The organism is Mycolicibacter minnesotensis (assembly GCF_010731755.1).
GTDB lineage: Bacteria > Actinomycetota > Actinomycetes > Mycobacteriales > Mycobacteriaceae > Mycobacterium > Mycobacterium minnesotense.
Map to the genome: position 1 here is coordinate 3,979,665 of NZ_AP022589.1, position 18,527 is coordinate 3,998,191.

General features: G+C 68.1%; 19 protein-coding genes and 1 pseudogene. 6 read left to right on the forward strand and 14 right to left on the reverse strand.

All coding sequences use genetic code 11. The features are described 5' to 3' along the window. Positions 1-30: 30 nt before the first annotated feature. Positions 31-357, reverse strand: a pseudogene (locus G6N09_RS20175) (DUF2784 domain-containing protein); the annotation flags it as partial. Between the two features lie 34 nt (positions 358-391). On the opposite strand from G6N09_RS20175, the gene G6N09_RS18360 reads away from it, so the two are divergent. After that, positions 392-904, forward strand: a complete 513-nt coding sequence (locus G6N09_RS18360) for an RDD family protein (RefSeq protein ID WP_083023210.1) — start codon at positions 392-394, stop codon at positions 902-904. 3 nt (positions 905-907) lie between these two features. Here the strand turns inward: G6N09_RS18360 and G6N09_RS18365 are convergent, their stop codons facing one another. After that, positions 908-2,416 carry a carboxylesterase/lipase family protein gene (locus G6N09_RS18365; RefSeq protein WP_083023213.1) on the reverse strand — a complete coding sequence of 503 codons (1,509 nt, stop codon included), beginning with the start codon at positions 2,414-2,416 and terminating at the stop codon, positions 908-910. A gap of 211 nt (positions 2,417-2,627) precedes the next feature. On the opposite strand from G6N09_RS18365, the gene G6N09_RS18370 reads away from it, so the two are divergent. Further along, a complete protein-coding gene (locus tag G6N09_RS18370) occupies positions 2,628-3,326 on the forward strand; it encodes a hypothetical protein (protein ID WP_083023218.1) in 699 nt (232 codons plus the stop codon). A gap of 3 nt (positions 3,327-3,329) precedes the next feature. Here the strand turns inward: G6N09_RS18370 and G6N09_RS18375 are convergent, their stop codons facing one another. Beyond that, on the reverse strand, positions 3,330-3,668 hold the full coding sequence (locus tag G6N09_RS18375) for a hypothetical protein (RefSeq protein ID WP_083023221.1): 339 nt from the start codon (positions 3,666-3,668) through the stop codon (positions 3,330-3,332). 142 nt (positions 3,669-3,810) lie between these two features. On the opposite strand from G6N09_RS18375, the gene G6N09_RS18380 reads away from it, so the two are divergent. Beyond that, positions 3,811-4,146, forward strand: coding sequence for an RNA polymerase-binding protein RbpA (locus G6N09_RS18380; protein WP_083023223.1), 336 nt, complete (start codon positions 3,811-3,813; stop codon positions 4,144-4,146). A 40-nt stretch (positions 4,147-4,186) separates the two neighbouring features. On the opposite strand, the gene G6N09_RS18385 is transcribed toward G6N09_RS18380, so the two are convergent. The 4 genes from G6N09_RS18385 to G6N09_RS18400 all read right to left on the reverse strand — a co-directional run bounded on the left by G6N09_RS18385 (position 4,187) and on the right by G6N09_RS18400 (position 8,851). Beyond that, the gene (locus G6N09_RS18385; RefSeq protein ID WP_179959854.1) at positions 4,187-4,939 is read right to left on the reverse strand and encodes a polyprenol monophosphomannose synthase; all 753 of its coding nucleotides are present in this window, start codon (positions 4,937-4,939) and stop codon (positions 4,187-4,189) included. Then, entirely contained in the window at positions 4,932-6,638 is a 1,707-nt protein-coding gene (lnt, locus tag G6N09_RS18390; protein WP_083023483.1) for an apolipoprotein N-acyltransferase, read from the reverse strand. Before lnt ends, G6N09_RS18385 begins: the two co-directional genes overlap by 8 nt. 64 nt (positions 6,639-6,702) lie before the next feature. After that, positions 6,703-8,235 (reverse strand): amidohydrolase, encoded by a 1,533-nt coding sequence (locus G6N09_RS18395; protein ID WP_234806919.1) that lies wholly within the window; start codon positions 8,233-8,235, stop codon positions 6,703-6,705. Between the two features lie 115 nt (positions 8,236-8,350). Continuing rightward, positions 8,351-8,851, reverse strand: a complete 501-nt coding sequence (locus tag G6N09_RS18400) for an FxsA family protein (RefSeq protein ID WP_083023230.1) — start codon at positions 8,849-8,851, stop codon at positions 8,351-8,353. A 74-nt stretch (positions 8,852-8,925) separates the two neighbouring features. Here G6N09_RS18400 and G6N09_RS18405 point away from each other — a divergent pair, with 74 nt between their 5' ends. After that, positions 8,926-9,627 (forward strand): dienelactone hydrolase family protein, encoded by a 702-nt coding sequence (locus G6N09_RS18405; protein WP_083023232.1) that lies wholly within the window; start codon positions 8,926-8,928, stop codon positions 9,625-9,627. 45 nt (positions 9,628-9,672) lie between these two features. Here G6N09_RS18405 and G6N09_RS18410 read toward each other — a convergent pair whose 3' ends face one another. The 3 genes from G6N09_RS18410 to G6N09_RS18420 form a co-directional block, all read right to left on the reverse strand. Further along, positions 9,673-10,065 carry a PPOX class F420-dependent oxidoreductase gene (locus tag G6N09_RS18410; RefSeq protein ID WP_083023234.1) on the reverse strand — a complete coding sequence of 131 codons (393 nt, stop codon included), beginning with the start codon at positions 10,063-10,065 and terminating at the stop codon, positions 9,673-9,675. A gap of 73 nt (positions 10,066-10,138) precedes the next feature. Then, positions 10,139-10,456 (reverse strand): hypothetical protein, encoded by a 318-nt coding sequence (locus G6N09_RS18415; RefSeq protein WP_083023237.1) that lies wholly within the window; start codon positions 10,454-10,456, stop codon positions 10,139-10,141. Between the two features lie 139 nt (positions 10,457-10,595). After that, positions 10,596-11,345, reverse strand: a complete 750-nt coding sequence (locus G6N09_RS18420) for a decaprenylphospho-beta-D-erythro-pentofuranosid-2-ulose 2-reductase (RefSeq protein ID WP_083023239.1) — start codon at positions 11,343-11,345, stop codon at positions 10,596-10,598. 35 nt (positions 11,346-11,380) lie between these two features. Here G6N09_RS18420 and G6N09_RS18425 point away from each other — a divergent pair, with 35 nt between their 5' ends. After that, positions 11,381-11,794 (forward strand): F420-dependent biliverdin reductase, encoded by a 414-nt coding sequence (locus tag G6N09_RS18425; protein ID WP_083023242.1) that lies wholly within the window; start codon positions 11,381-11,383, stop codon positions 11,792-11,794. Here the strand turns inward: G6N09_RS18425 and G6N09_RS18430 are convergent. Beyond that, a complete protein-coding gene (locus tag G6N09_RS18430; protein ID WP_083023244.1) occupies positions 11,791-12,924 on the reverse strand; it encodes a M24 family metallopeptidase in 1,134 nt (377 codons plus the stop codon). The two genes, G6N09_RS18425 and G6N09_RS18430, sit on opposite strands and share 4 nt — an antisense overlap. 137 nt (positions 12,925-13,061) lie before the next feature. On the opposite strand from G6N09_RS18430, the gene G6N09_RS18435 reads away from it, so the two are divergent. Continuing rightward, positions 13,062-13,991 (forward strand): 5'-3' exonuclease, encoded by a 930-nt coding sequence (locus G6N09_RS18435; RefSeq protein WP_407662700.1) that lies wholly within the window; start codon positions 13,062-13,064, stop codon positions 13,989-13,991. Between the two features lie 22 nt (positions 13,992-14,013). On the opposite strand, the gene G6N09_RS18440 is transcribed toward G6N09_RS18435, so the two are convergent. The 3 genes from G6N09_RS18440 to tatC form a co-directional block, all read right to left on the reverse strand. Further along, on the reverse strand, positions 14,014-14,745 hold the full coding sequence (locus tag G6N09_RS18440; RefSeq protein WP_083023248.1) for a DUF4333 domain-containing protein: 732 nt from the start codon (positions 14,743-14,745) through the stop codon (positions 14,014-14,016). Positions 14,746-14,817: 72 nt separating this feature from the next. Continuing rightward, positions 14,818-17,613: a DEAD/DEAH box helicase gene (locus tag G6N09_RS18445; protein WP_083023251.1), complete on the reverse strand. Its 2,796-nt coding sequence runs from the start codon at positions 17,611-17,613 to the stop codon at positions 14,818-14,820. Then, entirely contained in the window at positions 17,606-18,514 is a 909-nt protein-coding gene (gene tatC, locus G6N09_RS18450) for a twin-arginine translocase subunit TatC (protein ID WP_083023254.1), read from the reverse strand. Before tatC ends, G6N09_RS18445 begins: the two co-directional genes overlap by 8 nt. Positions 18,515-18,527 lie beyond the last annotated feature (13 nt).

The window sequence follows — 18,527 nt, forward strand, 5'->3', positions numbered from 1 at the left end:
CAGCACCGCGGCGTCGATCCCGGTGGTCCACGTGACCGGATAGAGCACCCCGGCCAGATAGTGGGCGATGAAGCCCTCCGGTGGCAGCGGCGCCATTCCGGCGGCGGTACGCGCCCGCCGTTCCAGCCAGGTCAGCGGGCAGTCCCATCGCGCCGCGACGATCAGCACCGCCCAGCAGACGGCAGCACCATGCAGCCACAGGGTGCGTGGTGCGCGCAGCCCGATAAAGCCGCCGACCACGACATAGCCGACGAACGCCAGATGTGTTGCGACGATCAACACCACCGCGCTCAAATACATCGCTGCGCGTTTCGCCCTCCGCAGAAACCACTTCCGTCCCTGGGCGTCACGGTACATTGGCGAGCATCCAACGTGGTCAGGAGCGAATCTGATGGCAACCAGCAATTTTGGCCCGACCGGCCCTGGTTACGGCCCCGGATATGGCCAGCCCGGCGGTTATCCGCCGCCGCAGGCCTGGGGCCAGCAGCCCGGTGGTCTGGGCAGGCGTTTTTGGGCCCGCGTCATTGACGGTCTGCTGATCGGGGTGGTGGCGTTCTTCCTGTCGTTGTTTCTGTTCTCCGACGATTACCCGTTCCTGGTGACCGGGCTGTTCTCCGGGGTGCTGACGTTCGGCTACTTCGTGCTGTTCGAGACGTCGCAGGGGGCTACCCCGGGCAAGCGGCTGCTGGGCCTGGCAGTACATGGGCCCGACGGAGTCTCGAAGCCGACGTCATCGCAGGCGGCCGTGCGCAATGCATTCACCCTGCTCGCGGTAGTGCCCTACCTGGGCCCGCTGCTGGCCTTAGTGGCCTACGTCGTGATCGCGGTGACGATCAGCGGTAGCCCGACAAAGCAGGGCAAGCACGACGAGCTGGCCGGCGGAACCCGCGTTACCCGGTCCTGAGGTTCAGCGGGCCAGCGTGAAGCCCTGCCAAGCCTTGCGGCGCTCGGGAGCCGGGTCGTATTCCAACCGCGACCTGCGGTCGAACACCATGACGGCCCGCTCCGCAGCGGTGTAGGCAGGCCAGCCGTCGCCCGGCGCCCCGGTGCGGCCGAACGCGCCCCAGCGGCGCTGAACGTGCTTGCTGACCTGCAACGCCGTCCGGCGGTCTGCGCCGGCGGTGAGCAGCCGGCCGAATCCGCCGTTGCGGTACACATCGAACACCGCGAACAGCTCGGTGGCGTGCGTGGCGCCCATCCCCGCCCACCGCAACATCCGTGGCGCATAGTCATACCGGTAGACGTAGGTGGGTGCATGGGCGCCATGGGCTTCGGCGATCTGCCACACCGCGGCGTTGAAGGCGAAATCGCCGCCCAGGCGGATGCAGGCCGACCGCTTCGGATAGTCGGGGTAGGCGGCGATGATGCGGTCGCGCACCCCTTCGCCTGCACCGGCCAGGACCGCCTCGACCGAGGGTTCGTCGACGGGCAGCATCCGTAGGAACCGGGTGAACAACCGCCCCTCATCGGCGTTGCTGCCCACGATCAGCGGAACCCGATGGGCTGAACCCGTCCGCATTGCCTCAACCGGATCCACGGGCAGGACGTCGTCCCCGCAGACCGGGCCGATCGGAAACGCGCCCAACATGTCTCGATTGCCCTCGGCGATCAGCCGGTCCTGGGCGGCCAGCAGCTCGGACGTCGACACCCGCAGCAGAGCCCGGGCGCTGTCGGAGGGACGTACTCCCAGCAATGCCGCGAATCGTTCGGCGAATGCGGCGGCAATCTCGTTGGTGCGCACCAGTCCCGCCGCCGGGCTCTCGGCGATCGCGCGGGTGAACAGGCCCTCCGCGGCCGGGACCGCCAGCAGGGTCGCGACGGCGTGCGCGCCCGCACTCTCGCCAAAGATCGTGACATTGTCGGGGTCGCCGCCGAAGGTCGCGATGTTCTCCCGCACCCAGCGCAGCGCAAGGACCAGATCACGCAGGTACAGGTTGCTGTCCAGGGTGACGTCGGCGTTGGACAGCGAGGACAAGTCCAGGCATCCGAGCGCGCCCAGCCGGTAATTCATCGACACGAAGACGCATCCGCGCCGGGCCAGTGCGGCGCCGTCATAGATCGGGGTGGCCGAGCTGCCCATGATGTAGCCGCCGCCGTGGATGAACACCATGACCGGCAGCGGACCCGTCTCCGTGTCCTCCGGTGCCGTCACGTTGAGCGTCAGACAGTCTTCGCTGGTGGGCTGGAATCGGCCCGGCGCCAACAGGGTGTAGTAGCGCTCCTGCGGTGCGCACTGAGTGAATCCGTGGCAGTGGCGCACCCCGGACCAGGGCTCGGCCGGCTGCGGCGCCCGGAATCGCAGCTCGCCAACCGGCGGCCGCGCGTACGGGATGGATCGCCATCTACGCACCCCGTCGCGGACGAAACCCTCCACAACGCCGCTGGTGATGGTGGCCTGCACAGGGTTGTTATGCATGAGCCGAACGGTAGCGAATGCCTCGGCGGTTAGCGAACTTCGACGAAGGAGAGGTGAGGCTGGACCGCCGAATTGGGCGCAAGCGGTTAGCGAACTTCGACGAAGGAGAGGTGAGGCTGGACCGCCGAATTGGGCGCAAGCGGTTAGCGAACTTCGACGAAGGAGAGGTGAGGCGGGACCGCCGCTAGAGCTCGGCGGTTAGCCTAACGGCATGCGTCTCACCGGGCTGATCGCCGTCCTGTTGTTGATCGCCGGATGTTCTGGTGCGAAGGTCAGCGAGCCGGAGCCGAGCACGTCCACTGCCACTACCTCCACCTCGGCACCGGCGTCCACCTCGGTGACGTCGCCGACGGCGAAGCCGTCGGCTCCTCCTGCGGCGGGCGCCGCGATCGCCGACGTCATCGCCTGGGTCGAGGCCGGCCGGCCGGTCGATCCTGCCGGCTACCACCAGGCCACTCGGGACGGCGAAGTCACCGACCTGATCGACGACGTTGCATTCACGGTGCCGGCGGCGCCCCGCCGCGCCACCGCCTGCATGACCGCTACCGACGCCCCCGACAGTGCGCTGGCTTGTGTGGTGGACCTGGTGAACCCACCGGCCCAGCCCGAAGACATCTACGGCGAATGGAAGGGCGGCTGGGTGGACTTCGGCGGCAACACGCTGCAGGTGGGCTCCGCACACGGTGATCCCGGTCGGTTCGTACACGGCGACGGGGCCGAGCTACCCGATGGCTCCGCATTGACCTTCGGCGACTACCGCTGCCGCGCGGATCGAGTCGGGCTGTTCTGCGTGAACTACGCGCACCGCTCGGCAGTGCTGTTCAGCCCAGAGGGCATCGGGACGTTCGGCTGCCTGCACCCCGTCCCGCCGCCGGCCGCCGCCGGCAAGCTGTTCAGCTGCGCCAGCTGAGCCTCACCGCCAGCGGTCGGCGGAATCAACGGCCTGCAACAGGACGTCGCACAGCTGCCGCAGCTCCTCGTGCGGAGCACCTTCACCCAAGGCGGTCGAGATGTCTTCGGCCGCACATCGCACCTGGTAGACCCGGTCGGACAGGGCCGTCGCCTCGTCGGCGGAGAGCACCACCGAGTCCGGGGACAGCGCGGTCGTCTTCCCGCTGCTGATCAGGGCCCGCTGCTCGTAGGCGCGCTGCCGGCAGGACTGTCGGCAGTATTGCCGTCGCCGCCCGATCCCGGCATCTCCCACGTCGCGACCACACCAACGGCACGGCTGGGGGCGGGCACTGCGTGGCACGTCTGCACACCTTAGTCCGGAAGCCGCGATGATCCCGGTATCATGAGAGGTCGCGCCAGGGTGCGCCGGGAACTTCACAGGGTCCGCTCGCGTTGACTTTCGCGAGGCATATTTCACTGACAGGCATTAAGGAGAGTGGGTCATGGCTGATCGTGTTCTGCGGGGCAGTCGGCTGGGAGCCGTGAGCTACGAGACCGACCGCAACCACGACCTGGCGCCGCGCCGCATGGCGCGCTACCGCACCGACAACGGTGAAGAGTTCGAGGTTCCCTTCGCCGACGACGCGGAGCTCCCCGGCACCTGGATGTGCAAGAACGGTATGGAAGGCGCACTGCTCGAGGGCGACGCGCCTGAGCCAAAGAAGGTCAAGCCGCCGCGCACCCACTGGGACATGCTGCTGGAGCGCCGCTCGGTCGAGGAACTCGAAGAGCTGCTCAAGGAGCGGCTTGAGCTGATCAAGACGAAACGGCGCGGCTGAGCCCTAGGCTCTGCACGTCAGGCGCTGGCGACCGCGGCGGTCAGCCGCGGGCGCCGCGCAGCCGGTTCAGCCGGCCGCCGATCCCCCACCGCGCGACCTTGATCATCGCTTCGCGGATGTTAGAACCGCTCATCTTGGACACACCCAGCTCGCGTTCGGTGAACGTGATCGGCACCTCGGTGATGGTGTAACCGTTGTTGACCGCCCGCCAGGTCAGGTCGACCTGGAAGCAGTACCCCTTCGAGTCGACCGCGTCCAATCCGATCTTCTCCAGAACTCCTCGACGGTAGGCGCGGTAGCCGGCGGTGATGTCGTGGATTCCGACGCCCAGTAGCACGCGGGCATAGGTGTTGGCGGTCTTGGACAGCACCAGCCGACGCACTGGCCAGTTGCGCACCGTTCCGCCGTCGACGTAGCGCGAGCCGATCGCCAGGTCAGCTCCTGCGTCGATGGCATCGAGCAACCGGTAGAGCTGTTCGGGCGCGTGGCTGCCGTCGGCATCCATCTCCACGATCACCTCGTAGTCGCGGTCCAACCCCCAGGCGAATCCAGCCAGGTAGGCAGCGCCCAACCCGGCCTTGGAAGTGCGGTGCATCACGTGGATGCGGGTCGGGTCGGCGGCCGCCCGCTCGTCGGCGAGTTTGCCGGTGCCGTCGGGGCTGCCGTCGTCGACGACGAGTACGTGTACGTCAGGGCGGGCCTGCTGTAGCCGGTCGAGGATGATCGGCAGGTTCTCCAACTCGTTGTAGGTGGGGATGACCACCAATGTGTGCAGGCTGGGACGCTCACTCATCGGCGCCGTTCCTCCCGTTCTCCGCATCGGCGCCGGTGCGGCCCCGTTTGTTGTGACGTCGCGTCAACCGCACGCGCATGAAGTTTCCATTTTGCCGTATGGCGGCCACCAAGGCCGCAACGGCCGCTCCGAGCAGCGCCCATTGGATGGCCGGCCCCCACCGCGTCGCCGGCGTCAGCGAGGTCTTGAGGTGCAGGCGGCCCTCGAGGTAGCTCGGTTCGAAGAAGGCGGTGCGGGCAAGCTCATGGCCGTCGGGGGCGATCATGGCGCTGATACCGGTGGTTCCGGCGACGACGACGTAACGGTCGTGTTCGACGGCGCGCACCTTGGCGAACGCCAGTTGCTGCTCGCTCATGGTCTGGTCGAATGTGGCGTTGTTGGTCGGTACGGCCAGCATCTGGGCGCCGGCGAGCACCGATTGGCGCGGCGCCCGGTCGAAGATCACCTCCCAGCAGGTGGCCACTCCGATCGGGACGCCGGCGACGTGCACCACGCCGTTGCCGTTGCCGGGAACGAAGAATCCCGCGCGGTCGGCGTAATCGGACAGGTGGCGAAAGAAGCCGCGCCACGGCAGGTACTCACCGAACGGCTGTACGATTCGCTTGTCGTGGCTCTCCCCCACTCCGGTGTGCGGATCCCACACCAGCACCGAATTCGAGGCCACCGGATTGTCCCGGGTCCAGCCGGGCGCGGCACGTACCGTGCCCACCAGGATCGGCGCGTCGACCGCCTGCGCGGCCAGGGTGATCTGCCGAGCGGCATCGGCGTTCATCAGCGGGTCGATGTCGGAGGCGTTCTCCGGCCAGACCACGAACAGCGGCTGCGGGGCACGCCCGTCGGCGACATCCTCGGCCAAGCGCAGAGTTTCGCGGACGTGATAGTCGAGCACCTCGCGGCGCTGGGCGTTGAAGTCGAGCCCCAGCCGCGGCACGTTGCCCTGTACGGCGGCCACCGTGATGGTCGGTTCGTCGCCCGCTCCGACCCCGGACCGACGCACCCCAGGCCACACCACGACGGCGGTCAGCATCACCAGGCACAGGCACAGGCCGGGCATCAGCACCGCGGGCACACGGTCGGTGGAGTCGGGTGTCGGTGGATTGCGCAGCCACCGCACGATCTCCATCGTCAAAGCGGTTCCGGCGCAACCGAGCAGGACCACGCCGGTGGACAGCAGCGGCACCCCGCCGAGCGCGACCAGAGGCAGTAGTGGTCCGGAGGTCTGGCCGTATCCCACCACACCCCAAGGGAATCCGCCGAACGGGAAGACCGCCTTCAGCCACTCCTGGGCAGACCACAGCAGCGCGAACCACACGGGCCAGCCGGCCAAGCCACGCACCGTCACGGCGGCAGCACCGAAAAGCGCCGGAAACAGCGCACACATCAACGCCAGCGCCAGCCACGGCCACGCCCCGACCAGCCCGCCGACCCAGGGCAGCAGCGGTACATAGAACGCCAGGCCGCACAGCAGGCCGTACCCGAAGCCCCCGGCGACGGTGGTCTCTCGGCGCACCAACACCCAGGCCAGCAATGCGAATGCCAGTACCGCGGCCCACCACCAGTTCAGTGGCGGGAAGCTGGAGCGCAACAGCATGCCCGCGCCCACCGAGGCGGCCAGCTGTGCCCAACGGTCGGCCGCGGCGACACCGAAGCGCTCCAGCCGAGTGGGGCCAGCCGGGTCGGGGGCGGTCAGGTCTTCCATTGGAACCATGGGAATTTCAGTGGTGGGTTCGGTGGTGGTCTCGGCAGCAGGCGCGCCGGGGAACTCAGCCATGAAGGACCACACCACGGTGCACCGTGCGCAGGCATCGCGGGCTGACACCGGCCTCGAGCACCGGCAGGGCCGGCACCCGCGCGCGCGGGTCGGTCGACCACCGCTGGACGGTGTCGCGCGGAGCCTCGACGGCGAGCATGCTGTTCTCCCAAACCGCATAGGAGGCCGGAGCGCCGGGCACCAGCGTGCCGGTGATGCCGTCGTTGATGCCGGCGGCACGCCAGCCGCCGCGCGTCGACGCCGCGAACGCGGCCCGCATCGACACCGCCCGGCCCGGGGTGTGGTGGTGCGAGGCGGCACGTACCGCCGCCCAGGGGTCCAGCGAGGTCACCGGGCTGTCGGAGCCGAACGCGAGGGGCACGCCTTGGGATGCTAACAGCGCAAAGGGGTTCATCCCGGCGGCTCGCTCGGCGCCCAATCGTTGTGCGTACATCCCGCCTTCGCCGCCCCAGAGGGCGTCGAAGACGGGCTGCATGCTGGCAATCACGCCCCACGACCCCAACTTGGCGGCCTGTTCGGCGTCGACCATCTCCAGATGCTCCAGTCGGTGCCCGCAGCGAGCCACCGCAGCAACCCCGAACTTCTCTACCACCCGTTCCAATGCCGCGACCACCGACGCCACCGCGGCGTCGCCGATCACGTGGAACCCGGCGGTCACCCCCGCCTGAGTGCAGGCCCACAGGTGGGCGGTGACCGCGTCGGTGTCCAGATGGCACACCCCGGTGCAGCCGGGGGCATCGGCGTAGGGCTCGTGGAGCAATGCGGTGTGCGAGCCCAGCGCCCCGTCGACGAACAGATCACCGCCGAGTCCGTGAGCACCCGTGGCCTCGATCAATGCGTGCGCCTGGGTGGCGGTGCGGACCGGTTCGCCCCAGTAGCCGATGACCTCCACCCCGTGTCCGCCTTGACTCAAGGCGCGCAGCTCCTGCCAGTCGTCGGCGCCGCCGATGTCCGGGCCCGCGCACTCGTGTACTGCGACGATCCCAGCAGCGGCCGCAGCATCCAGCGCCGCGACCCGGGCCTCGGCGCGCTGGGCCGCGGTGAGCAGGGTGCCCGCCGCGGCGCGCACCAGGTGGTGTTCGTCTCCTGACAGCGGGGCCTGCGCGTCGATTCCCGCAGGTAACCCGGGAACCAGATTGCGCAATGCGGTCGATGCCAGCGCCGAATGGACGTCGGCGCGCGACAGGTAAGCCGGTCGATCCCCCACCACCGCGTCCAGGGCCGTGGTGTCGAGGGCCGGGCCGTCGCTCCAGCCGGACTCGTCCCAGCCGTGCCCCCGGATCGGTTCGCCCGGATGTGCTGCGGCGTAGTCGGCGATCAACTGTAGGCAGTGCCGTGCCGAGGTAGCCGGCCGAAGGTCCAGCCCGGTACGGCACAACCCGGTCTCGGTGACATGGACATGGCTGTCGACGAATGCCGGTGTGACCAAGGAACCCTCAAGGTCGATCACCTCGGCCTGGGGGAACTGGTGACGGCCGACATCGTCGCTGCCCAGCCACGCCACCAGCCCATCCCGGACTGCCATGGCAGTGGCATCAGGATGACTTGGGCTATGGATTCGTCCGCCGAGCAGTAAGGACGCGGGTCTCCCCGTCACAACGGTCACGACGTAGAAAGTACGGGTCGGCGCGAGCTGCGGGTCAGCCGACCGGAAGGGCGCGCTGGGGCCCCGCGGTGTCATCGGTGACATCGAGCCACTCGGCGTCGATGTAGTCGGCCCGGCTCCCGGGCACCCGGCGGCTGCTGTACCACCGGCGTCCCATGGTGGCCGCCGCCAGCAACGGGGTATGCCGGCCCAGTGCGGTGGCCGCCGCCGCCGTCAGCAGGGGTCGAGCGGCGGCCCGGGTTGGGGGTGCCAGGAGCAGCAGTCCCAGCACCGTGGTGACCGGGCCGGGAACGAGCACCAGCACGGTGCCGGCCGTGACCAGTCCGCTGTCAGCGAGCACTCCGGGATCCGCAGGCTTGCGCAACCGATGGATCTGGTGCCTGACCTGAGCACTCGCCAGGAACAGCCCGGCCACGAATGCCCCCGACAGCAGCAGTGTGGTCCAGCCGAAACCCAACGCCCAGATCAACGCGGCCACCGCCGCCACCTCGACCACGACGTACAGCCCGAAGAACCGCAGCACAGCACTCACCATGCCCTATCAACGTCCGGGCCGAGAAGGTGGTTCCAGGCCTGTCGCGGGGAGGATCGGGACGCAATACTGAGGTCATGACGACCATCCGACTCGAAGCGCCCGGCGGCCCCCTGGACGCCCTGCTGGAGGTTCCGGACGGGCACGGGCCGTGGCCCGGTGTGGTGCTGATCCACGATGCGATCGGCTACGGCCGGGATATGCAGGCCATCTCCGAACGTGTCGCGAGCGCGGGCTATGTGGCGTTATCACCGAACCTGTACTCCCGGGGTGGCCGGGCACGCTGTATCACCCGCGTGTTTCGTGACCTGCTCACCCAGCGCGGCCGCGCCCTCGAGGACATTCTGGCCGCCCGCGATCAGCTGCTGGGCATGTCGGAGTGCTCGGGTGCGGTCGGGATCGCCGGCTTTTGCATGGGTGGCCAGTTCGCCTTGATTCTGTCTTCCAGTGGATTCGGTGCTGCGGCTCCGTTCTACGGTGTCCCTTTGCCGCGGCACCTAGAGCAGACCTTGGAGGGTGCCTGCCCCATCGTGGCCAGCTTCGGTGGCCGCGACCTGTTGGGTGCCGGCGCCGCCGACCGGCTCCGTCGGTTGGTCGAGGACAAGGGCATCGCGCACGACATCAAGGTCTACCCAGAGGCCGGGCACAGCTTCGCCAATCAGCTTCCGGCCCAGCCGCTGATTCGCATCGCCGGTTTCGGTTATGACGACGCGGCGACCGCGGATGCCTGGGACCGAGTGTTCGCGTTCTTCGGGCAGCACCTGAGCGCCGAGGCCTGACGCCTCACGAACGGCCGATGACAGCGGTGCGGGTCAATTCGGCTATTAGGCAGCCGGATCGGCCGCGGAAAGGGCCAGGCCGACATTGGTGCGCATGCCGCCGCGCAGCTTGCTGAAGAAGTTGAACACCGGACCGATCAGCGGGTAGCGCTTGCCGATGGCCGCGTAGACGGCCCCGTTGTCGGCTTTGTCCAATACGGTGGCAACGGCTTCGAGCGGCTCGCTCTTGGGCCGGCCCCGCATATCGCAGATCGCCAGTGTGACGCGCGGTGTGTTGCGGATCCTTTTGACCTTCCAGGACGACTCCTGGGTGATCACCAGGAGTCGATCACCATCGGGTGCGGCCCACACCGCGGTGGGCTTGGGGCGGCCGTCTTTGGTGAACGTGGTTAGCAGCACGTAGTCAGACTTGGCGATCTGGGCGAAAGTGGGGGCCATGACCGCGAACCTACCCGCCCGGGGCGCCCGCGTCCGCAGGCCGCCTGGTCAGGATGCGCCGACTGTCGAGCAGTTACAGCGGCGGGCGGTTTGCGATGGGGTACAGATCGGCGAGCTTGGGCAGCGCGGGGGCGGGCCGCCCGGAGTCGACGAAGTCTGCCACCGCGTCCACGGTGATCAGCCCGTAGCGGACCAGCAGATCAACCGCATTCAGTCCGAAGTGGGTGGCCACCTTGATCAGGTTGTCTGCGGTGATCAGACGCCCTTCGTGGGCGGCCTTGTAGTAGGCGGATTTCCGGTAGCCGAAGGCCTCGTATACCTCTGTCGCAGGAAGCGGCCGACCGACCAGGTACGGCAGCACGACCGAGGGGTCTTTTTTGCGATCGTCCATGGTTTTAGACTCTAGTCCTGTCATGCCGGAATAGTTAAGACAATTTACCGGAATTTCTTCATATTTTCCGACCGGTCAAGTATGTCGGATTACGTTCATATCGTATGGGATGCCGGATCGTGGTCTCCGGTGGGGAATGTTAACGCGGCATCCGGCGCCAGATCGTCTGCGGCAAGACCCGCAGCACGGCGAACAGCGGACGCAGGGTCCACGGCACCCACACACTGCGGCGGCGCCGGCGCAGCGCCCGGGCTGCCGCCGAGGCCACCTGCTGCGGAGTGCTAGACAACGGCGCCGGGTCCATTCCGGTCGTCATCCGACCCACGACAAAACCCGGCCGGACGATCAGCAGCCGGACCCCCGAGCCGTGGAGCGCGTCGGCGAGACCGCTGGCGAAGCCTTCCAGGCCGGCCTTCGCCGAACCGTAGACGTAGTTCGCCCGGCGCACGCGCACTCCCGCAACCGAAGAGAACACCACCATCTGGCCCCGGCCGGCGGCTCGCATAGCCACGGACAGGTGCGTGAGCAGGCTGATCTGGGCGACATAGTCGGTATGCACGACGGCCACCGCGTGCGCGGCGTCGACCTCGGCGCGGGCCTGATCGCCCAGGAGGCCGAAGGCCAACACGGCGGTACCAATCGGACCGTGCTCTGCGATGACCGATGCAATCAGCGCGGCATGTCCGGCCAGGTCGTCGGCGTCGAATTCTTTCGTGTGCACCGCCGCGGCCCCCGCGGCGCGCACGGCCGCCACCTCAGCATCGAGCCGATCAGCCGACCTTGCCGCCAAGACCACCGTCGCTCCCGGCGCCAACCGCTGCGCCAACTCGGCGCCGATCTCACTGCGGCCGCCGAAAATCACCACTGGCCCATCAACCGTGTCGTTCACGGCTGCGATTATCGCCTGCGCTAGCGTGAGCGGTGATGGCGAACGCAACGACTCGACTGACCAGTGACGCGTTGGCGTTTCTCACCGAACGTCACCTGGCTATGCTGACGACCCTGCGATCGGATGGTTCGCCGCATGTGGTGGCGGTGGGCTTCACCTTCGATCCGAAAACTCACATCGCCCGCGTGATCACCACCGGTGGCTCGCAGAAGGCGGTCAATGCCGAGCGCGCAGGCGTTGCGGTACTCAGCCAGGTCGACGGGGCCCGCTGGCTTTCGCTGGAGGGCAGCTCGACGGTCAACGACGCCCCCGCCGCCGTCCGTGACGCCGAACTGCGTTACGCGCAGCGCTACCGCACTCCGCGGGTCAACCCGCAACGCGTCGTGATCGAAGTGCAGGTGGAGCGGGTATTGGGCTCATCCGACCTGCTCGACCGCGGCAACCGCTAACCGACCGATTCTCCCACCGGCACCACGACCAGGTCGTGGGGTCGTTTGTTCAGTGATTCCGCCCCGTCGGCGGTGACGATCACGATGTCTTCGATCCGGGCTCCCCACTGGCCGGGAAAATAGATCCCGGGCTCGACCGAGAACGCCATCCCCACGGCGAGTTCGTCGTCATTGCCCGCGACGATGTAGGGCTCCTCATGCACCGACAGGCCGATGCCGTGCCCAGTGCGATGCACGAAGTACTCCGCCAGGCCCTCCTGAGTGAGGACGTCGCGTGCCGCCGCATCGACCTGCTCTGCCGTTACCCCGGGCCGGACGCCGGCGACGGCCGCGCGCTGCGCCTCCTGAAGGACCGAATAGCGCTGTGCCACAGTCGGATCAGGATCGCCAAGGCTGTAGGTCCGGGTCGAGTCGGAGTGGTATCCCGGCTCCACCGGACCGCCGATGTCCACGACCACGATGTCACCGACCTGCAGCACACGGTCGGAGCACTCGTGGTGCGGGTCGGCGCCGTTCGGACCCGAGCCGACAATGATGAAGGCTACGTCGGAATGGCCTTCGGCCACGATCACCTCGGCGATATCGGCCGCGACGTCAGCTTCGGTGCGTCCGGGCACCAAGAACTCCGGCACCCGGGCGTGCACTCGATCGATGGCCGCCCCTGCCTGGCGAAGGGCGTCGATCTCGCTGGGATCCTTGACCATACGCAGGTCACGCAATACCCCGGTTGCCAAGACCGGCGTCGTGCCGAGCACGTCCACCAGCGGCAACAGATGCAGCGCCGGCATCGAATCGGTGACCGCAACGGCCGCCGGACCGCCCAGGGCCTCGGCGACCAAGCGGTAGGGATCCTCGCCGTCGACCCAGTCACGCACCGCCACCCCGAGGTCGGTGACCGCCGATTCCCGAAGCGCTGCCAGCTCGAGGCGCGGCACCACCACGGTCGGCGAGCCCGAGGCCGGCAGCACCAGGGCGGTGAGGCGTTCGAAAGTCTGGGCCCGGGAGCCGATCAGATAGCGCAGGTCGTAGCCCGGGGTGATCACCAGCCCGGCCAGGCCGGCTTTCCCGGCGGCGGCGGCCGCGGCGGCCAGTCGGTGGGCGTAGACGCTGCTGTCGAACCGGGAAGTCACGCCATCAGGCTAACCGCCCGGTGCGCGTATGCATCTCACGACGTGGCGCGCCCCGGGGGCGTCGCGCTCTGCTGACTCCAGTGGCAAATAGGCTGAAGGCCGTGTCTGCTCCCGTGCTGCTGCTCGACGGTGCCAGTATGTGGTTCCGCTCCTACTTCGGGGTGCCCTCCTCGATCACCGCGCCCGACGGTCGACCGGTGAACGCGGTGCGTGGCTTCTTCGACAGCGTGGCCACGCTGATCACCCGTCAACGTCCGGGCCGGCTGGTCGTCTGTTTGGACCTGGACTGGCGGCCCCAATGGCGGGTTGATCTCATCGAGTCCTACAAGGCGCACCGGGTGGCCGGGGAGGTATCGGCAGATCTCGCCGCAGCCTCCGACATTGAAGAGGTTCCCGACGACCTGACCCCACAGGTGGAGATGATCGCCGAGTTGCTCGACGCATTCGGGATCACCACCGGCGGTGCACCCGAGTTCGAAGCAGACGATGTGCTGGGCACCCTGGCAGCGGCCGAACGGCGCGATCCGGTGATTGTGGTCAGCGGTGACCGCGACCTGCTGCAGGTGGTCACCGAGCATCCGGTCGCGGTGTCGGTGCTCTACCTGGGCCGCGGGCTGGCCCGGGCCACCCTCTGGGGGCCCGGCGAGGTGGCCGAGCACTATCGCCTGCCGGTGGAGCGGGCCGGAGCCGCCTACGCCGAGATGGCACTGCTACGTGGCGACCCTTCCGACGGCCTGCCCGGCGTACCCGGCATCGGCGAGAAGACCGCGGCCGGCCTGCTGACCCAATACGGCTCACTTGCAGCGGTGCTGGATGCAGCCGCCGACCCGGGATCGGCGCTGGCCAAAGGGGTTCGAGCAAAACTACAGGCAGGCCGGGACTACATCGACGCCGCCGGTCCGGTGGTGCGGGTCGTCACCGACGCCCCGGTGAGCCTGTCGACACCTTCGGACACGCTGCCCCGGGTCGCTGCCGATCCGCCGCGGGTGGCGGCACTGGCGGAGCGACTCGGGGTGGGCTCGTCGATCGCCCGGCTCCAGCGCGCGCTGGACGGGCTGCCGGACTAGCCGCAGTCCGGTCAGTGCGGACCTACTTGGGTCGGCCGACCTCGTAGGTACCCGAGTTGTCCTGGAAGGTGACGGTCACCTGGCGTTTGGTTCCGTCGATACTGACCTCGCAGTTGAACGTGTCACCCTGCTTGACCACGGGGCTCTGTCCGTTGTTGCACCGGACGTCCTTGACGTTCTTGGCGCCGTAGCCGTTGGTCTGGTCGGCCAGGATCTGCTGCACGCCTTCCTGCGCCTTGTCGATGTCGAGCTTGGTGGTCACGAAGAAACCGGGCTTCCAGAAACCCAGCACCAAGAGGACCAGGACAGCGATTGCGACCGATCCTGCGAGCACGGGGCCGACAACACCGGACCGTTTGGTCGCAGTTCCCGGCGCCGGGTACTGACCTGGCTGCTGCGGGTACTGGCCGTACTGGCCGGGTTGGCCGTACTGCCCAGGCTGGCCGGGCTGACCGTACTGGCCGGGCTGGCCGTAGGCAGCGGGCTGACCGTACTGGCCGGGCTGGCCATAGGCGGGCGGCTGACCATACTGCTCGGGCTGCTGCTGCGGGTAACCGGGATACTGCTGCGGCGCAGAAGGATAGGCGCCCTGCTGCGGGTATTGGGGGTACTGCTGCGGCGTATAGGCCGGGGGCTGCCACTGCTGCTCAGCGCCGGTTGCGGGACCCTGTCCGGTGCCCGGCTGGTCCTCGGGCTGACCGGGCTGCTGAGGCTGCCACGGCTGCGTCGGGTCGTATCCCTGCGGTCCGCTCATCGTTGTTCCTCAAGTCCTCTCGCGTAGCGGGTGCTGATCACCGCCGGCTCTCACCGTAGCGCCCGGACCAGCCTACCCGGCGTCAACGGCAACTACGCCGCGCAAAACCGTGTCGATCGCCTGTTTTGCCGTGGCCTGCAGCTCCGGGCTGGGCGCCGCGTTACGCAGCTGATCCAGCAGGTCGAGCACTTGGCGGCACCAGCGCACGAAATCCCCCGCCGACAGCGGCGAACCGCCGCCGGCCGCGTCCGAAGCGGCCAGTGCCGAGGCAAGATCACCGCTGCGAGCCCACCGATAGACGGCGGCGACGAATCCGTCGTCGGGCTCCCGGGTCGGGTTGATGCCGTGCCGACGCTCATCGGCCCGCAAGGCCGCCGAGAGCTTGCGCGTCTGCTGCAGGGCCCGGCGCACCGGCTCGGTGGGCGCCTGCAATGTCGGCGGTCCGCCGGGGCCGTCCGCGCCCCGTGTCTCATAGAGAACCGAGGACACCACCGCCGCAAGCTCGGGGGGCTTAAGGCCGTGCCACGCCCCGCTACGGAGGCATTCGGCCACCAAAAGATCGCTCTCGCTGTAGATCCTGGCCAGCATCCTGCCGTCGTCGGTGACCTTGGGGTCGCCCTTTCCCGCGGCGCTGATGAAGCCGCGTTCGGAGAGCAGACCGACGATGCGATCGAAGGTACGTGCCAGCGAGTTGGTGGCGGCTTCGACCTTCCGGCGCAGCTGTGCGTTGTCGGCCTCGACACGCAGGTACCGCTCCGCGATACGCACCTGGGCTTCCCGGTCGGGTGCGTCGTGCACGGGGTGGTCGCGCATGCGCTGGCGCAACGCGGCCAGCTCCGGATCCACCGGGCCGTCGTGCGCGTTGCCGCCGCGCCCGCCGCGCGAGCTGGGAACCACTAAGCCGGCGGCCGCCGAGCGCAACGCCGAGGCCAGATCACGACGGACCCGGGGCTGGCGATGCTCCACACGTTTGGGCAGGCTCATGGTGCCCAGGGGCGGAACGGCGCCGGAGTAGTCCGCCGAGGAGATCCGGCCCGCCCACCGATGCTCGGTGAGCACCAGGGGCCGCGGTTCGTCGGACTCCCGATCGGCCTGCAGCACCACTGCCAGCCCGCCGCGGCGGCCGTTGCTCAGGGTGATGATGTCGCCGCGTCGCAGCGCCGAAAGCGCCTCGCCGGCCGCCTGACGCCTGGCCAGACGCGAGGCTCGGGCCTGGGCCCGTTCGCGTTCGGAGATCTTCGCCCGAAGCCGGGCGTAGTCGAGTACCGCTGAGTCGCGACCGCCGATCTCGGCCGCGATCTCGTCGAGGGTGCGTTCGCCTCGCTCGGTGCTGCGTACCAATCCGACCACTGATCTGTCGGCCTGGAACTGGGCGAACGACTGCTCCAACAGCTGATGGGCCTGCTTGGGCCCCATGTGTTGGACCAGGTTGATCGTCATGTTGTACGAGGGCGCGAACGAGCTGCGCAGCGGGAACGTACGAGTGGATGCCAGACCCGCCACCTGATCGGGATCGGCGGTGCTCTCGCTGGGGTGCCACAGCACCACCGCGTGGCCTTCCACGTCGATGCCGCGCCGGCCGGCCCGCCCGGTCAGCTGGGTGTACTCCCCCGGGGTCAGGGCGGCGTGCTGCTCACCGTTGAACTTCACCAGCCGTTCGAGTACCACTGTTCGGGCCGGCATGTTGATACCCAGAGCGAGGGTTTCAGTGGCGAACACCGCCTTGACCAGACCAGCGGTGAACAGCTCTTCGACGGTGTGGCGAAACACCGGTAACAGGCCGGCGTGGTGGGCGGCAAGGCCCCGCAACAGCGCCTCACGCCACTCGTAGTAACCCAGCACATCCAAGTCGTCGTCGGCCAGATCGCCACAGCGATGGTCGATCACCTCGGCGATCCGGGCCCGTTCGGCTTCGGTGGTCAGCCGCAGGGGGGAACGCAGGCATTGCTTGACCGCAGCGTCGCAGCCGGCGCGGGAGAACACGAAGGTGATCACCGGCAGCAGGCCAGCCGAGTTCAACACCGCGATCACGTCGGGACGCATCGGAGGCCGGTAGGTGGGCCGGTCGATCCGGCCGGAGGGACCGCCGTGCCGGGTTCGCCGGCCACTGCCCCAATCAGTGAGCCGGTCCGCTTCCCGGCGATGCGCGATGTGGCGCAGCAACGCTGGGTCGACGCGCGGCCGCCCACCAGCCACGGGCGCGGTGGCATCGGGCCGCGACTCAAACAGGTCAAACAACCGTTTGCCCACCATCATGTGCTGCCACAACGGCACCGGGCGGTGCTCGTCGACCACCACGGTGGTGTCGCCGCGCACGGTCTGAATCCAGCCACCGAACTCCTCGGCGTTGCTGACTGTGGCCGACAGACTGATCAGCCGCACCTCCTCGGGAAGGTGCAGGATGACCTCCTCCCACACCGCGCCGCGCATGCGGTCGGCCAGGAAGTGCACTTCGTCCATCACGACGTGAGAAAGACCTTGCAGTGCAGGAGAGTTCGCGTACAGCATGTTGCGCAGCACTTCGGTGGTCATCACCACCACCGGCGCGCCGGAATTGACCGAGAGATCGCCGGTCAGCAACCCCACCCGGACCTTGCCGTAGCGGGCCACCAAGTCGGTGTGCTTCTGGTTGCTCAGAGCCTTGATCGGTGTGGTGTAGAAGCACTTTCCGCCGCCGGCGAGGGCCAGATGCACGGCGAACTCACCGACCACGGTCTTGCCGGCACCGGTGGGCGCGCACACCAGCACTCCCCGACCCTCCTCCAGTGCCGCGCAGGCCCGGCGCTGGAAACCGTCCAGGCCGAAGGGCAGTTCGGCAGCGAACCGGCTCAGCTCGCTGGCCCCGGGTGTCTCGGGTGAATCACTCATGAGGCGCGGTAACGGGAGTGGGCGCGTCGATCGGTGAGGCCTCGTCGTCGGAGAGCGCGCCGGCGGACTCCCGCTTGGCCTTGCGCTTGTCGTGCAGTCGGGCGATCTGAATGGCGAGCTCCTGCAACAACGTCAGGGTGCAGCCCAGCACGATCATCGAGAACGGGTCTGAGCCAGGCGTGAAGAACGCGGCGAAGACGAACATGGCAAAGATCAGGCCGCGCCGCCACTCCTTGAGCCGGTCGTAGCTCAGCACGCCGACCATGTTCAGCATGACGATCAACAAGGGGAACTCGAAGCTGATGCCGAACACCATGAGCAGGTTCAGCAGAAAACCGAAATAGTGGTCACCGGATAAGGCAGTCACCTGGACATCGCTGCCCACGGTGAGCAGAAATCCGAGCGCCTTGGACAACACCAGGTAGGCCAGGATGGCGCCGGTGACGAACAGCACCGCAGCGGACACGACGAACGTCACCGCGAAGCGCTTTTCCTTGCGGTACAGCCCCGGGGTGATGAACGCCCATAGGTGGTAGAACCACACCGGGCAGGCCAACACGATTCCGGCAGCCAAGCCCACCTTGAGACGCAGCATGAACTGGTCGAACGGCGCGGTGGCCAGAAGTCGACACTGGCCGTCGGGGGCGATCGAGGCGCGCGCTGAGGCGGGCAGCTCACAGTACGGTTGGCGAAGCCACTCGCCTAGGCTTTCCAGGCCAAAGAGCGGCTGGGTGTACCAGATGAAGCCGATGATCGTGGTGAGCACGATGGCTGCCATCGAGATCAGCAGGCGGGTGCGTAGCTCCCGAAGGTGATCGACCAGGGACATCGTCCCATCGGGATTGACACGGCTGCGCCGTTGCCGAGGATCAAGCCGCCGCAGAACTCCGAGATTGCGCACAGTCGAATGGGGC